The organism is Paramicrobacterium chengjingii, from assembly GCF_011751765.2.
GTDB lineage: Bacteria > Actinomycetota > Actinomycetes > Actinomycetales > Microbacteriaceae > Paramicrobacterium > Paramicrobacterium chengjingii.
On the sequence record NZ_CP061169.1, the window covers coordinates 1,579,564 to 1,593,944 of the forward strand.

General features: G+C 60.3%; 15 protein-coding genes. 4 read left to right on the top strand and 11 right to left on the bottom strand.

All coding sequences use genetic code 11. The features are described from left to right. Window positions 1–33 precede the first annotated feature (33 nt). Entirely contained in the window at window positions 34–759 is a 726-nt protein-coding gene (locus HCR76_RS07725) for a tyrosine-protein phosphatase (RefSeq protein WP_166989721.1), read from the top strand. Window positions 760–776: 17 nt separating this feature from the next. On the opposite strand, the gene HCR76_RS07730 is transcribed toward HCR76_RS07725, so the two are convergent. The 3 genes from HCR76_RS07730 to HCR76_RS07740 are packed head-to-tail and all read right to left on the bottom strand — an operon-like array spanning window position 777 to window position 2,663. Next, a complete protein-coding gene (locus HCR76_RS07730) occupies window positions 777–1,619 on the bottom strand; it encodes an acyl-CoA thioester hydrolase/BAAT C-terminal domain-containing protein (protein ID WP_166989723.1) in 843 nt (280 codons plus the stop codon). Window positions 1,620–1,623: 4 nt separating this feature from the next. Beyond that, the gene (locus HCR76_RS07735) at window positions 1,624–2,115 is read right to left on the bottom strand and encodes an NUDIX hydrolase (RefSeq protein ID WP_166989725.1); all 492 of its coding nucleotides are present in this window, start codon (window positions 2,113–2,115) and stop codon (window positions 1,624–1,626) included. A gap of 26 nt (window positions 2,116–2,141) precedes the next feature. Next, window positions 2,142–2,663, bottom strand: a complete 522-nt coding sequence (locus HCR76_RS07740; RefSeq protein WP_166989727.1) for a histidine phosphatase family protein — start codon at window positions 2,661–2,663, stop codon at window positions 2,142–2,144. Between the two features lie 891 nt (window positions 2,664–3,554). On the opposite strand from HCR76_RS07740, the gene HCR76_RS07745 reads away from it, so the two are divergent. Continuing rightward, window positions 3,555–4,148: an HdeD family acid-resistance protein gene (locus HCR76_RS07745; protein WP_166989729.1), complete on the top strand. Its 594-nt coding sequence runs from the start codon at window positions 3,555–3,557 to the stop codon at window positions 4,146–4,148. Window positions 4,149–4,151: 3 nt separating this feature from the next. On the opposite strand, the gene HCR76_RS07750 is transcribed toward HCR76_RS07745, so the two are convergent. Beyond that, window positions 4,152–4,919 carry an SDR family oxidoreductase gene (locus tag HCR76_RS07750; protein ID WP_166989731.1) on the bottom strand — a complete coding sequence of 256 codons (768 nt, stop codon included), beginning with the start codon at window positions 4,917–4,919 and terminating at the stop codon, window positions 4,152–4,154. A 193-nt stretch (window positions 4,920–5,112) separates the two neighbouring features. On the opposite strand from HCR76_RS07750, the gene HCR76_RS07755 reads away from it, so the two are divergent. Together HCR76_RS07755 and HCR76_RS07760 are read left to right on the top strand one after the other, a co-directional pair. After that, on the top strand, window positions 5,113–5,862 hold the full coding sequence (locus tag HCR76_RS07755) for a glycerophosphodiester phosphodiesterase family protein (RefSeq protein WP_166989733.1): 750 nt from the start codon (window positions 5,113–5,115) through the stop codon (window positions 5,860–5,862). Window positions 5,863–5,956: 94 nt separating this feature from the next. Continuing rightward, the gene (locus HCR76_RS07760) at window positions 5,957–6,319 is read left to right on the top strand and encodes an RNA polymerase-binding protein RbpA (protein ID WP_166989735.1); all 363 of its coding nucleotides are present in this window, start codon (window positions 5,957–5,959) and stop codon (window positions 6,317–6,319) included. Window positions 6,320–6,330: 11 nt separating this feature from the next. Here the strand turns inward: HCR76_RS07760 and lnt are convergent, their stop codons facing one another. The 7 genes from lnt to HCR76_RS07795 form a co-directional block, all read right to left on the bottom strand. Continuing rightward, window positions 6,331–7,878 (bottom strand): apolipoprotein N-acyltransferase, encoded by a 1,548-nt coding sequence (lnt, locus tag HCR76_RS07765; protein WP_244971520.1) that lies wholly within the window; start codon window positions 7,876–7,878, stop codon window positions 6,331–6,333. A 31-nt stretch (window positions 7,879–7,909) separates the two neighbouring features. Beyond that, the gene (locus tag HCR76_RS07770; protein WP_166989739.1) at window positions 7,910–10,285 is read right to left on the bottom strand and encodes a DEAD/DEAH box helicase; all 2,376 of its coding nucleotides are present in this window, start codon (window positions 10,283–10,285) and stop codon (window positions 7,910–7,912) included. After that, window positions 10,282–11,028 (bottom strand): twin-arginine translocase subunit TatC, encoded by a 747-nt coding sequence (tatC, locus tag HCR76_RS07775; RefSeq protein ID WP_166990377.1) that lies wholly within the window; start codon window positions 11,026–11,028, stop codon window positions 10,282–10,284. The genes HCR76_RS07770 and tatC overlap by 4 nt, the downstream gene beginning before the upstream one ends. A 68-nt stretch (window positions 11,029–11,096) precedes the next feature. Continuing rightward, window positions 11,097–11,360, bottom strand: a complete 264-nt coding sequence (gene tatA, locus HCR76_RS07780) for a Sec-independent protein translocase subunit TatA (RefSeq protein ID WP_166989741.1) — start codon at window positions 11,358–11,360, stop codon at window positions 11,097–11,099. Between the two features lie 25 nt (window positions 11,361–11,385). Beyond that, window positions 11,386–12,399 (bottom strand): helix-turn-helix transcriptional regulator, encoded by a 1,014-nt coding sequence (locus tag HCR76_RS07785; RefSeq protein ID WP_166989743.1) that lies wholly within the window; start codon window positions 12,397–12,399, stop codon window positions 11,386–11,388. Next, complete coding sequence (locus HCR76_RS07790) at window positions 12,396–13,418, bottom strand: helix-turn-helix transcriptional regulator (RefSeq protein ID WP_166989745.1); 1,023 nt, start codon at window positions 13,416–13,418, stop codon at window positions 12,396–12,398. Before HCR76_RS07790 ends, HCR76_RS07785 begins: the two co-directional genes overlap by 4 nt. A 48-nt stretch (window positions 13,419–13,466) precedes the next feature. After that, window positions 13,467–14,378 (bottom strand): FKBP-type peptidyl-prolyl cis-trans isomerase, encoded by a 912-nt coding sequence (locus HCR76_RS07795; protein WP_166989747.1) that lies wholly within the window; start codon window positions 14,376–14,378, stop codon window positions 13,467–13,469. Between the last annotated feature and the right edge of the window lie 3 nt (window positions 14,379–14,381).

The window sequence follows — 14,381 nt, forward strand, 5'->3', positions numbered from 1 at the left end:
ATGAGTCGAGGCGCTGCAGATGACGATTGCCACATGCGCGAACTGCAGTGGGATGGCGGCGTCAATATTCGCGATCTCGGCGGGCTCCGGACACCGCTGTCAGTGACTGGAGTGACCGTTCGCTGCCGCGTGGCGCGCGGTCCGCGGCGAGAGCGGCTGACGGACTCGGGATGGAACGACGCGCGTCAATGGGGCCTCGCAATTGTTGTGGACCTGCGATGCGCTCACGAGACGGGGTCACGCGATACCGATCCGTCCGTTCGAGACGGCTCGCATAATGGGGTTTCCATTGTTTCTGCACCAACCGAAGATCACGACAACGCCGAGTTTCGGCGAGTATGTTTTCCTCTGCTCGATTCCCCAGAGTATTGGGCGCATAATTGGCGCATTCTCCCGGGACTTGTTCGTTCGGCGTTGGTTGCGATCGCCGACGCTCGACCAGGCGTCCTCGTTCATTGCAGCGCCGGACGTGATCGTACTGGCATGATCACAGCCTTGCTTCTCGGGAACGCTGGTGTGGCGCCGGAACATGTCGTTGATGATTACGCGCAGTCCGTGCACGCTATGGCAGGGGTTCCGCACCAGTCACCGACTGGTGACCGTCAGTATGGGTGGAGTTCCGCCCAACGAGAGGAATGGATTGATGACGTGTCGCCAATCGTGCACGATGTTGCGATCCACACGAGCGATGCTCTCGACGTCATTGGTCTGGAGAGTGCGTACCGACAACGGTTGCGTGACCTACTAACCGTGCGTTGACGCAGGAGAGTGGCGAGCTATGGCGAACAGGGTTGTGGGTTGTTCGAGTCGGCATCCAGCATTCGCGTGATCGCACCCCAGGCTGCGAATCCGAGGGCACGGTCTGCCGTTTCCGTACCTCCGCGGTGCATAACGGTTCCACCTACTGCGACAGATTCGCCGGGAAGGATAGTGCGGTGCCCTGCGGCATCGTCGGTCACGAGATCTGTCGGGTAGCCGCATCCATCTCTCGCATCCCGAATTCGAGTAGCGTGCGCGACACTCGGCCACACCTGATCGTCACCGCCCGCTACCAATACAAGACTCTTAATGCGCTCGACGGGAATCGTCGCGGAGGCGATGCGATCGGCGAACGTTGCTCGTGATCGTTCGTACAGCGGAAGGTATCGAGGTGGTGACTGCTGTGCGTTCGACTGAAAATCGAAAGGTACGTAGGGGAGTGGCTCTCCCTCTGATGTCCAATGAGATGTCTCTCGCTGTTCGCTGTCGAAACCGGCCCAGACGACGTCAGACGGGGCGAAAGCGACGACGCCGCTGACGGCGTCGGAATGCGCGCCGCAGAGCAGCGCGGCTTCAGATCCGAACGAAGTGCCGACGACGTACACGCGGTCGCATGACTCCTTCAACGCAGTGATGCGCTCAAGGAAGGTCTCAAGCGGAATTTCCCACGGACCATCGTGCTGATGATGCCCGCCGAACCAACGAATCGATTCTGAACGGCATCCATGATCGGCGAATTTTCTGGCTCGGTCACTGTCGACTCGGCCGCTTGAACCGGCGAGCACGAGAACGCCGTCACCGGAATGCTGATCGGGGATCCATTGCACCCCTTCGGGGTTGTGAAGCTCGATGCGGCGCATGGTGTCAGCTCGCCGTTGCCTCGAGTGCCCACGCTGCGATGACGTCGTCCAGGTGGGAAACGGGGCTGTCGGACGCCGTCAGCGGCACCCGCCACGCCAGCTCGACAAGCTCGTCGCTTGGTGTTGCAACGCCGTCAAAAACGCGCGCAAAGAAGATGGCCCCGAGTTCCTTTCGCGGGGGAGATGTCAGCCCAAAGTAGGCATATCCCAAGAGCCGCGGTTGCGGAACGGTGATTCCGGTTTCTTCCTGGAGTTCCCGAGAAGCGGCGCTTTTACAAGACTCGTCATTCTCCACCATCCCGCCGGGCAGCTCAAACGATCGCCGCCAACGATTGAGACCGAAGAGAACTCGACCGGAATGCCCATCGACGACCACCACGAGCGCAAGCGGGCACGGCGTGCGCGCGCTTGCCTCACTCAGCCCGGCCGAATCGGTGCGCACGATCTCGATAAGCGAGTCTCCGCGAGCATCAGTGGCAATCGGGGCTGTGGGCATGAGCGCCATTCTACGGGCGGCGAGGGTCAAGGCACCGGCACCTCGACGAGATCGGGCAGGGAGAGCGTGCTCCAGAAGCGACCGGCCTCAATGCCCGGTCTCACCACGTCAATGGCAATGAGCCACGCCGTCAGCACCATGCCATGGCTCGCGACGACAACCGACTCGCCATCGATTGCGTCGATACCTGCCTGAAACCGCGACGCTGCAGCTTCGGGGGTCTCCCAAAGCTCGTGGATCGGGTGCGGCTGCCCAACGATCCACGCGAACCGTCGATCTCGAAATCCAACGTCAAACGGCTCATCCGGGCGACGCACCTCCGCGAAGCGGGAATCGACAACGACGTCTGCATGCCTCCCGGTTGCGTGCTCGAGAGTCTGCCGAGCCTTGAGTTCTGGACTTGATGCGAGAACACCGTTAGCGGGAAGTCGCCCACATAACTGCGACGCAGCCGCCGCACCGTCGTCGCTCAGCGGCCAGGCGTCAGGATAACTATTGGGTGATGCGTCGGGCATCGCGTGTCGAAGGAGCAAGATTCGACGTGTCATGGATTCAGACTAACGAACAGAGGGAGAGCAATGCTCCTTGCCGGGCAGGGGCACTCAGAGACAAAGCCCACCCACCTGTGAGGTGTCGCAGGGGACACCGGCCAGAGCGTCCATAATGTGGAAAATGAGATATTGCGCCCGTTCCGGGGAGGCAAGACGAAGACAATGACGTAGATGCGGCAGCGCGTGTGGGTGAATCATCCTTCGGGGAGCGGAAATGGCGGGCGGATCGCGGTGGCCAACTGTGGCAAATGGGTCGTGCCGATGGTCGAGCCACGTGTGGCGATCTTGAGTCACGTGGGGCAGCGGCAGCAATGGGCTTAGAAAATCTTAGTTGACATAATATGCATTATCGGCTTAATACGGTGCCAGCGAGAGTAGATCCTTCATACGTCGCCTGAGTGCCGTTTGGAGCCGATGATGAACCTGTGCGATCCTTCCCCGAACGGCGTGCGATTGCACGCGGTTTGTTCTGAGACGTTCCCGTGGATGCGTCACGACAGGATGTTGCTGAAAAGTCTGTCGGCCATTCGCTGCTGAATGGTTCTGTTGCATATGAGCAATTCTGCGACGTTTCCTGAGCACAGCGTGTTCGCTCGCGCGGCATGGCAAATGGTTGACGCAGAGGCACGGCTTCTGGATGGCTCGCAATGCAAGGCCGGCACCGGTTCATCATTGTCCGCGCTTACCGCTCTCGTGGCATCGGAGAATTGGCGCAATAATCAAAAGTACTTGACATAATTCGAGAGATATCAGTTCGTCAGTTCTCACCTCCGCAACACCCGTCACCATCGAAGGCCAACATTGTGAGACGTTTTGCCACGAAATGCGTGCATCTCGCACGCATTTGCGTAAAAGTGGTGTTCACGAACGAAGTTCACGGAGGAAACGATGCCTGAGAGCACAACGAAGTGGCTGATCGATCACGTCCACCTCTCCCCCGGGCAGATCACTGGTATTCGCGCAGCGTTAATTATCGGCGGACTCACGGCGGTCGTTCTTGGAATATTGATCTGGGCCTGGCCCGGCGTGACGCTCGTGGTCGTTGCGTGGGCGTTCGGCCTGTTCTTTATCGTCACAGGGATTGTGCGTGCGGTGATCGGGCTCTCCGCGTTCGAAGCGACAACGGGTGGCAAAGTTCTCGCCGTCGTGCTCGGTGCGCTGTTAGTGGTCGCGGGAATCGTGATTCTCATCAACCCCGGGTTTGGGATCAGCATTTTGGCAACGATCGTCGGAATCGTATGGATCGTCGAAGGTGTCGCCTCGCTCTCGTCGCTTCCGAACAGCTCGTTGAAATGGCTTGCCGTGGTCTATGGCGTGCTGAGCATTGCCGGAGGCATCCTCGTCGTGATCTCCCCCGGATTTGCCGCCGGAGTCATGCTGATCTTCGCCGCAACGATGCTTGTCGTCGGTGGAATTGCACAGACTCTTGAGGGAATCGTCTTCGCGCGCGGTCGCGACAAACCGGCCACCGCCGGCTCATAGTTCCTACGACTCCGGTGTGAAACCGGACACGTCACCAACCAGGCGCGTGTTGTCGGCGGGAACTGGATCGACTGCAGCACGAGCAACCTCGGCCGCGAACTCTGCGACGTTGTACAGCTTGCCCGCTGCTTTCTTGCGCTCCTCGAGCGCTCCCGGATTCATGCGGTTCAGAAGCGTCGCCGTGATGGTGCCCTCAATCATGTCGCCCGAGACGACAACGAAGCCAACGCCCTTCTCAGTGAGGGCGGGAATCTGCTCTCTCAGGGCGTCCTCCCCTGCCCTCTTTGACGTGGCGACCTGCTCATACTCGGGCATCGTCGGAGTGGTGCGAATGAAATGCGCCTGATGGCTTGTGACGAAGACGACGCGTGAGCCCTGACCAAGCAGCGGCTGCGCGGCGGCCAGCGCTCCAACCTGCGCGTCGCGATTGAGCACCATTGCGTAGTCCTCATCCATACCGGACTCCATGCCACCTGACGCGTTGAGAACAAGGATGTCGAGCTGCCCGAACTCCTGAGCGACGGTGTCGAACATGGCAGCCACGGATTCCGGCTGCGTGAGGTCGGCACCGACCGTGATGGCGGTGCCACCGTTGTCACGGATGGAGTCGGCGAGCTTCTCAGCCCGCGCCTCCTTGTTCCGGAAATTGATTGCAACATGAGCGCCCGCCTCGGCGAAGTAGCGCACTGTGTCGGCACCGACGCCGCGACTCGACCCTGTCACCAGAACGCGCTTGCCGTCGAGGGAACCGGGCTGAAGAGGGTTAGACACGAGGGAAACTCCTAGACGATCGGATGCGGCGTGCCGCGAGTACCTCCCGAGACTACCAAGGTGTACGTGGCTGCACTGGTAGATTCGAGGTCAGGATGCTGAATGAGCGCGGTCGATGGAGGGCGCAGACGATGAAGCGGCTTGCACACGACGCGAGATTTCCATCGACGTGTTCGTCGAATGGTGAGGCTTCGTGACAGTTCGTTTTCTCGCTCCGCAGCGAAACATCAGAATTTTCGCTCACCGAGGGCTCGCGGCCGGTGTTCCGGAGAACACTCTTGCTGCCTTCAGCGCTGCTGTTGCGGCTGGCGCTGATTACGTCGAAACCGACGTGCACGTGACCAAAGATGGCGTGTGCGTCATTCACCATGACCCCACCGTCACTCTTGACGGAACGACCTGGCACATCGCCGACGAGCGATACGACACGCTTCGAGCGCTCGACCTGGGCGAGGGCGAGAGCATACCGGCGCTCTCTGACGCGCTTTCGGCTTTTCCCGAGGTGCGCTTCAACATCGATGTGAAGGCTCGAGCTGCCGCCGAGCCTGCTGCCCGAGTGATTCGCGACGCAGATGCCGTCGATAGGGTGCTTGTGACGTCATTCGACGAGAAAACACGCCGCGGCGTGGTGGGACTGCTGCCGGGCGTCACAACGAGCGCCTCATCGGCGAAGATCATTGCCGCACTCCCCTGGATGCTGCTCGGCATGCCCACACGTGTCGCCACGGTGCTCACCGGCATCCCCGTCGTGCAGATCCCAGAAAAGCGCGGAAAGCTTCGGCTGGTCTCTCCGCGTATTGTGCGGGTCATGCATCGTGCGGGTATTGAGGTGCATGTGTGGACGGTCAACGACCCAGCCGACATGGCCAGGCTGCACGGCTGGGGCGTGGAAGGGATCATTACCGACCGCTGCGACGTCGCGATCAGAATGACACGGCATTAATTGACCTTCTGCACTGCGATTATCGACTCTCTGGAAGCATTTGCCCAGCTTGTTGGTTTATACATGAGGAGAGCGGCGAGAAGGAGACCACACAATGGCAGATCGCAGTTTGCGCGGAATGCGCCTCGGCGCCCAGAGCTTGCAGAGCGAAGAGGGCGTCGTCTTTTCAGAACGAGTTCAGCGCACATACCAGTGCACCGAGTGCAAAAAAGAGACAAACCTCACTTTTGCCGCGGATGCTGAAGCTCCGGATGTATGGGAGTGCAAGGCCTGTGGCGCGGAAGCGCTGCTTTTGGTCGGCACAGAGACCGTTACGGTCGATCATTCAGATGCGAAGACCCCACGGTCTCATTGGGACATGCTCCTCGAACGGCGTAGTCGTGACGAGCTCGAAGTGCTTCTTCAGGAGCGCCTCGAGTACCTGCGTGCGCGACGAGGAGAGCAGAAAAGCGCGTAGGCGTAAGAACCTCAGCGACGCTTTCGTGGCCGCCTGGCACCTGTGCCGGCGGCCACAAGTGCGCTTAGGCCCAAAACCACGATGATCAGCTCAATCTGAGCGCCAAGGGCCACCGCGGGCGTCGTTCCCTTCATCAGCGGAAGCGTCTGCAGCAGGTACCCCGGCTCGTGCGACGGAATCTCTTGGATCGTCGTGCCGTCCGGCGCGATCATCTGACTCTCACCGACCGTCGAGATGTTCACAAGAGCACGGCCTGTCTCGATCGCGCGCATCCGTGCAATGGCCAGCTGTTGCTGGTTCTCATCGGTGCGCCCGAAATCGGCGTTATTCGTCTGCGCGATAATGACCTGGGCGCCACGGTCGATGGTGTCGCGTACGAGTGCATCGTCAACGATGTCGAAGCAGATTGAGATGCCGGCAATCATGCCATCGACATTCATCACGGAGTCCCGCGTACCCGGAGTGTACTCGCGCTGAATGAGCCCGAGGAGGTCGGGCGCGAACGGCTCCCAGAAGTCGCGGTCGGGCACATACTCGCCAAAAGGCACAGGATGCACTTTGTCGTAGTAGTCCACGACACGTCCGTCTTGCAGCAGCAGTGACGTGTTGTAGTAGTTACCGTCTCGGTGCGTGATGGTACCCGTCAAGATGGGGGCTCGACCCAGCGATTCGCTCAGCAGATTGAGGGCTACGGCGGAAGCGCTGTCCCGCGTCGGGTCGAGGTCGGTTCCGTTTTCAGGCCACACCAGAAGATCGATGCTGTGGCCGACAACATCCTGTGATGCCTTGAGCTGGGAAATGAGGATGTCGCCTGGCTCGCGCTCGTCGAAGTACCCGGCCTTCCCATTTCCCTGCACTGCCGCGATCGTCGAGCTGCCGTTCTGCTGCGTCGGCCAAGCCGGTACCGCAAGCACACAGGCAATGAGGGCCGCCGGCACTGCGAAGGCCGAAAGGCGAAGGGCTCCGGGCGTGATGAGCAGTTGAACAATAACAGCGGTGAGGAAAACGAGCACGAAGCTCAGCCCAGACAGCCCGAGCCATGAAACGAGGTCGGCAAACGGGCTCTGAGACTGGCTGAGCGAGACGCGTCCCCATGCGAAGCCACCATAGGGCCACACGTTAGCGATCGCCTCACGTGCCGTCCAGAGTGCCGCGACAACGGCGGGCAAAAAGGCGAATTGTGCAACGGACGAGGTCCATACGTGAGGAATCCAGCGATAGGCCAGGGTAATGAGCATTCCACCGAGCGCGAAGAAGACAGACTCGAGCGTCGACAATGCCAGCCACGGGATTGCACCGAGGTAGAGGGTTGCCCAGAAGATGTGCGTCAAATAAAACGATAGTCCGGCAACGAACCCGACGAGAAGCCCTGTACCAGCTTTGCGTCCGATCAACGACGCGAGAATCATTGCGATGCCCACGAATGTCAGCGGCCAGACGTTCTTGTCAGGGAAGCCAGCATCAAGAACCGGTCCAGCCGCTGCAGCAATGATGATCGCGGCGATGAGCGGGATCGGAGGGCGGCTACGGTCTGGTGTTCGACGGCGGGATCTAGACACGCCCTTCAGCCTACGAGGTGGAGGCTGTGAATCAGACGGAGGCATAGGCGACGATGCCCCGGCGCACGGCGTCGATAGCCGACCGCGACGTTGTGCTTATCTCTGGAGCCGCGATCCCGCTGATCTGGTCGAGCAGGTCGATGATCTGGCGGCACCAGCGAACGAAGTCGCCAGCTGACAGGTCGGCCTCGACGAGAACGCGATCAAGTTCTTCTCCGCGCGCCCACATGTGGATCGCCGGCGCGAGCCCTGTTGATGGTGGCTCCGACCGATTGAGGCGGTGGCGTTCCTCGAGATCGTCGAGAACCATCCACACCTGTGTTGTCTCGGTGAGCGCCTTTCTGAACGGTCCGCGTGGGAGGTACTGCTGCGCATACTCCGACGATTCCCGTTTGGGCTCGAAGAGCAGGCAACTCACCATCGCAGCGAGAGAGGCGCCATCCAACTGATCCCAGAGTCCGTTTCGCAGACATTCGGAGACCAGAAGGTCACGTTCCCCGTAGACGCGTGACAGCACATGTCCGTCGTCGGTGAGTGTCGGCTCTCCGTCGGGATCGGCACGAACATAGTCGAGCTCAGAAAGCACGTCGGTAACACGGTCGAAAACCGCGGCGACGGCGTTCGTGCGTGAGGCGATTTGTCTCTTCAGCTGGTCGGTCTCGCGGCGCAGTCTCCACCAGCGCTCTGCCCACCGCGCGTGTGACTCGCGATCGGGGCAGCCGTGGCACGGATGCTGGCGCATGCGCTTCTGCAGCTCAGATACCCGCTTCTGTCGTTTGTCCCTCTTTGCGCGAGACATCGATTGCACGTGAGTGCTCTTTCGTTCCAGATCGGTCAGCTCGCGGCGCAACCGGGCATAGTCCGCGAAATCGCCGCGATCACATGCCATCGATTCCGCATAGCCTTCGAGCGATTCTTCTTGTTCGCGGACCGTCCGTGCGAGTGAGAGCACCGCCCGGTCTGCCTGGAACTGCGCAAACGACGACTCGAGGATCTCGCGCGTTCGAATGCGCCCGAACTGTGCAATCAAATTGACGGCCATGTTGTACGTTGGCCGAAAGCTTGAGGTGAGCGGATAGCTGCGCTTTGACGCCAACGAACCGACAGCGCCCGGTTCGAGCCCATCCTGCCAGCAGATCACTGAGTGGCCCTCAACGTCGATTCCACGCCGTCCGGCCCGCCCCGTCAACTGGGTGTACTCCCCCGGCGTGATGCGTACACGCGATTCTCCATTGAACTTTTCGAGTTTCTCGAGAACGACCGTGCGCGCTGGCATGTTGATCCCGAGTGAGAGCGTCTCTGTGGCGAAGACGACGCGCAGCAAGCGTCGCCGGTACAGTTCCTCAACGACCTCCTTGAAGACAGGGAGCATTCCCGCGTGGTGGGCAGCGACGCCGCGCTGCAGGGCATCGAGCCATGACCAGTAACCGAGAATTGAGCGATCGCGATCCGGAATGTTCCGGCATCGCTCTTCAGCGAACTCTCGAATAAGCGTTCGTTCGTCTTTGTCGGTCAGGCGCAGGCCCGACCGAAGCACTTGCTCGACCGCGCCATCGCAGCCTGCGCGACTGAAGATGAAGTAGATCGCCGGAAGCAATTGGTGACCATCGAGTAGTCGTACAACCTCTTCGCGCCGAATACGGTGAACTCCGCGTCCACGTTGGCGTATGTGCCGATCGCGCTTGCTTGTCGGTGCTCGACCTCCGTACTTGGCGAGCCGAACAAGTTCTGGGTTGACACGATCTGCCGCTCCCCCACCGGCGAAAAGCTCGACGAGGTCTCCCTGAATCATGACGTGCTGGTCCAGAGGAACGGGCCGATCCTCCGATACGATCACCTCAGTGTCACCACGCACCGTCTGGATCCAGTCGCCGAATTCCTCGGCGTTCGATACCGTGGCGCTCAGCGAGATGAGCCGTACCTTTTCGGGAAGGTGAATGATCACTTCTTCCCACACGGCTCCGCGAAAACGGTCGGCGAGGTAATGCACTTCGTCGAGTACAACGAACGCAAGGTTCGGCAGCAGATCGGAGTCTGCGTACAGCATGTTGCGCAGAACTTCCGTCGTCATGACGACGATTCGTGCGCGCGGATTGATGTTCGTATCCCCCGTGAGCAGGCCGACGGAGTCTGCCCCGTAACGTTCCGTGAGCTCGGTGAATTTTTGGTTGCTGAGCGCTTTCATCGGTGCCGTGTAAAAAACTTTGGCGTTAGCCTGACGCATGGCCACGTGGATCGCGTACTCCGCGACGATTGTCTTGCCCGCCCCGGTCGGTGCCGCGACCAGAACACTGTGGTCGGCATCGATTGCCGTGCACGCGCGGCTCTGAAATTCATCGAGAGAGAAATCTAGCCCCGCTGTAAAAGCAGAGTAGGCGTCGGAGTGTGCGCTGTGCTCAGAAGTCAAGACTGGTACTCGGACTCCAGCTTCGCTGCCTTTCTCGCACGACGCCGATCATTAAAGTACGAGACGGCGTATGCCGCGAAGTACAGCACGATCATGGGAACCGCGAGAAGGAACATCGAGATGACGTCCGCTGCAGGTGTCGCGATCGCGCAGAACAGCATGATCACCAGGAGTGCAATTCGCCAGCCCTTGATAATCGCGACAGCGGAGAGCACCCCCACAAAGTTGAGCAGCACGAGGAAGACCGGCAAAACGAATGCGATACCCACCGCGAGCGTGAGCTTCAAAATGAAGTCGTAGTAGTAGCCGGCCTGATAAAGGTTCGACGAGTCGTCCGGCGTGAAGCCAGCCATGAGCTCGACGATGTGTGGCATCACGATCCACCCGGCGAAGCAGCCAGCAAAGAACAGCGGGATCGCAGTGAGAATGAAGCCGAGAATGTACTTGACCTCGGTGCGCTTCAGCCCCGGAACGAGGAACGCCCAAACCTGGTAGAGCCAGACAGGCGCAGACACGACAAAGCCGATGGTCAACGCAACCTTCATATGCAAGTCGAACCCGCTCGTCACGGTATCGAAGTTGAGGCTTGCCTCCTTCGATTCGGCAATCTCTCGAATCGGCGCAGACATCAGACTGATGGCGAAGTTGGAGACGACAAAGCCGGCGATCATGCCGACGACGATTGCAATCGCCGCAATGAAGAGTCGCTTACGAAGCTCGAGCAGATGCTCGCCCAGCGTCATCCGACCGTCGGTGGGCTTCTGTGACTTCTTCTTATTCGGAAGGGAAGGCCGTTCAGACACAGCCGTGGTCAGGATTTAGGGGTCGGATCGTCGGACGACTTCTCCGGTGCGGTGGTGGGCTCAGACGGCGTCGGTGTCGTCTTCTCCGTGCTCGGCCGCGAGTCGTTGGTCTGGGTCGTGTCTTCGTCGTCTTTGTTCTTGATCTCGCTCTTGAAGATTTTCATCGACTGGCCGACGCTACGCGCAAGTCCGGGAAGCTTCGGGGCACCGAACAGCAACAGCACGAGGAAGAGGATGATGACGAGATGCCATCCATTCAAGTTGCCAAGCATTTAATACCAATCCGTGGAGGTCGAATCATTCTACAGCGTGCTCGTTCGCAGAGCCCTGCGTGCTCGCTGAATCGTTCTCGTACCGTGACAGCGCTCGGGACGCCCAGCGTGAAATCTGTTCTCGCGCCTCGGCCGGTTCAATCACACGCGCATTGCCCGGGAGTCCGACGATCAGCCGACCGAGGTTCGCCATGTGCGCGAGCCGAAGCGTCGCTGTCACACGACCGGGGTCGGCGTTGGCCGTCGTGGAGGCAATGTACTCGTCGATCAGCGGCACGGCATCTTTCGAGAGATCGACGATGACGGAGACGTCGTTATCGGATGCTTGGAAGAGCGTGTCAGGCAGGGTGACGTCACCCGCGCGGTGCGTGATCTCGGCATCGATGATGGCCACATCAGACATGCGATCGAGCCGGAACGTGCGCACTCCGCCGCGAAGGTGGCACCAGGCACGGACATACCAGTTCTGATCGAGCGAATCGATGCGCAGTGGATCGACGCGTCGACGCTCGCGCTCGTCGCGAGAGTTGATGTACGTGAATTCGATCTGGCGCTCAGCTGACACTGCCGAGCGAATGTCTGAGAGCGTGTTGTCGGCAACACCTTCTTCGACGGCAACCTGGAGGGGTGCCCCAGAGGCACCGCGGGTGAGTTTCGCCATTACGGCGCCGATGACATCACGATCGGCCTGCTCGGGAATCGCCGAGAGATACTGCAGTCCCGCTATCAGAGCAGCCGCCTCGCGGGCGGAGAACCGTGGAGAATCATCGATTGCCACGAGGTGCGTGATGATGATCTCATCGCGTTCTTCGAAGGAGTCCCAGTCGATGTCGAACAGGTCATTATGCTGATACTGCGTGCTGTCCCCCGGAACGCCCGAGACCGCGATCAGGCGCACTGACTGTCGAACGTGTTCTTCCGTGACATCAAAATGCGCGGCAGCCTCGGCGACAGTCGAATGACGGCGGTCCAGCAGATAAGGAACGAGTGACAGGAGAAACGCGAGCTTGTCGCGTGCTCCCGGCGTCCGTGCATTCACTGTGACTCCCTGACGTCTGAATGCCCCGCGCGTGTGCGGGTCAGCCGCTGCACGATTGCAGCGCGGAGGCTCGGCGGAGTGAGTGCTTCGGCCTCAGGGCCGAACGCGGCGACTTCGTCGGCAAGGATATTGATGTCCGTGAAATGCAGGCGGAAGAGATCATCGTCGATCGCCTCGGCATCGTGAAGCCGCGAGAGGCGGAACCATGCATGCGTGTTGGGGTCGGCGCGCACCGTTGCAATATTGCGCTCCCAGAGTCGATCGAGGTCGCGAAGGGCTGTCTCTGCAAAACTCTCCTCGTCGCCAGGCGGATCGAAAGTCCGTCCAGACGAGCGCGGCGTCTGCACCATGCGTGAAAGCAGAAACGTTCGTCGCTCATCGATGTCGTCGTCGATCGCGTAGAGATGCCAACGGCCACTGTGCTGCACAAGGGCGAGCGGCGCAACTGTTCGCACCCTCGCAGCCGTGTCACCAGGCTTGACGTAGGGGAAAGAGACGACGGCGTGCCGCTCAAGCGCGGTACGCAGGGGCTCGAACGCAGCTTCACGTGTTCGCAGCCGCGGAGCGACACCGATGATCGGATCGATTTCGGTGACGCCGAGCGAGCGCAGTTTCATGAGTGCGCGCTGGGACTCGCCCGAGAGGGTGCCTTCGCGCCATACTGTCGCAGCGAGGCCGAGTAGCGTGATCTCCTCCGCTGTGAAATTGACGTCGTCAGGAAGATCGTATTCACCCTTGGGGATGCGGTAGCGCGTGTTCTGCGAGTTTCCATCTTCGTCGGGCGGGGTAATTGCTTCGAGCGGGATGCCGAGATCGCGGATATCGTCTTTGTCGCGTTCGAATTGTCGCTCAAGGCTTGCGTTGTCTCCATGGTTGACGAAGCGCTGGCGGTAGCCCTGCACCGATGACAGGATCGCGTCCTTCGTCAGCCCTGATTCTGTGGCGACGAGAGCGAGAACAAGACTGAACAGGCGTTCCTCAACAGGGACGCGCGGGACAGCTCGAGTGGAGTCGGACACGTGTTCATCCTAGTGATGCGCTGGCCACACAGCATCAGACACACCCGGTCAGAGCACTCCAAGAACGTCGATGACGTAAATCGTTGCGTCGCCGTCAGGCGTGGGGACGAGAACAATCACCTGAGAGCCGACGGGAGTGTTTTTGAGAGCATCTTTCAGCTCATTCGGAGCTTCTTTCATCGGAATGGTCTTGGGTGACCCGTCCGACCAGGTCGAGGACGTGATCGATTGGTTGTTCCATGAGGCCTGCTGAATCTGAGCCAGAACAGTATCTGACGACGTTACCTTCTCGCCGTTTCCGAGTTTGAGCAGGGCCGACTTCGCCTCAGTCGGGGCGGGCGACGTCGGGATCGTCAGTCCCGGTGTGCCGTCGGGGGCAACCGCGACAGACGGGAAACCGGGCTGAACAACCGGCATATTGATTCCGTTCGACTTGCCGAGGTACGCGTTCTCAATATCGATGACCATGACGAGGGTGTCGTCGGCCTTCACCCCGTACATCGGGTTGCCCGCATCACCGAAGCCCTTGTCAGGGGTGATCGTTGCGACAAGACGCGAACCGACGGTGTGACATGCGAGAGCATCAGCCATTCCCAGGAGCATCCCGCTCGGACTGGCAGGTTTGAGGTCATCGTACGGCGTCGCAAAGATCTTTTCGCCCGTGCGGCCGTTGTACAGACTCCACGCCAGTTCGACGACCTCGGTGCCGGCAAGTTCCGTCCCGTCGCCTTCGATAGCGGTGCTCACTTGGGTTGTCGGTGCGTAGAGCGGCGAGGGGATGGAAACGTTCGGCTCGGAGCCGAGTTTGCCCGTCGCCGAAACTTGATTCGACGCATCACCGGGCTCAAGGCACGTGGCACCAGACGGAGTGCTTGCGCATCCACTGAGAGTAGCGGTGACGAGTGCTGCGGTCAGGAGCACGGCGGGTGCGTAGCGCACGGTACCTCGTTTCGATGTCACGGA